1 pseudogene is annotated in these 407 nt (G+C 56.8%); it reads right to left on the bottom strand.

The features are described 5' to 3' along the window. A pseudogene (locus KDH83_RS31805) lies at positions 1-407 on the bottom strand (hypothetical protein); the annotation flags it as partial.

The raw sequence follows: 407 nt of genomic DNA, 5'->3' as shown, positions 1-407 counted from the left end.
ATACAGACGATCATGCCTTGGATGTTCACACGCGCAGACATCTCGGCAGTCAGCTTCACGATGCGTCCGGACGCCGCCCCTGTGCCCACGAAATTGGGGATGCTGCGATTCAGTGTTGCGACATAGATATCCCGAACGCTGAAAATGATATGAGCAAGCTTGAACTCATGTGCGGCTTCCATCTGGATGCGCGAGGCCGCGACCTGCGCCAGATAGTGGCGATCCAGAAAGTCCATGGGCGGTACCGTGAGACTGGACTCGATAGAAGCCCAGTCCAGGAATGAGAGATCTTCACGCGACAAGCCGATTTTCTCACCCCAGGACACCAGGTCGGAGAGCGCATTGGACAGTGTTCTGGAAAAGATGAACTTGATCTGCTCCCGCGCCGCAATGGCGCGGGCGGCGTA

Source organism: Achromobacter sp. Marseille-Q0513, from assembly GCF_018195695.1.
In the GTDB taxonomy this organism is placed as follows: domain Bacteria; phylum Pseudomonadota; class Gammaproteobacteria; order Burkholderiales; family Burkholderiaceae_B; genus Achromobacter.
The sequence above is the reverse complement of the archived record's forward strand: the minus strand, read 5'-3'. Positions and strand labels throughout refer to the sequence as shown.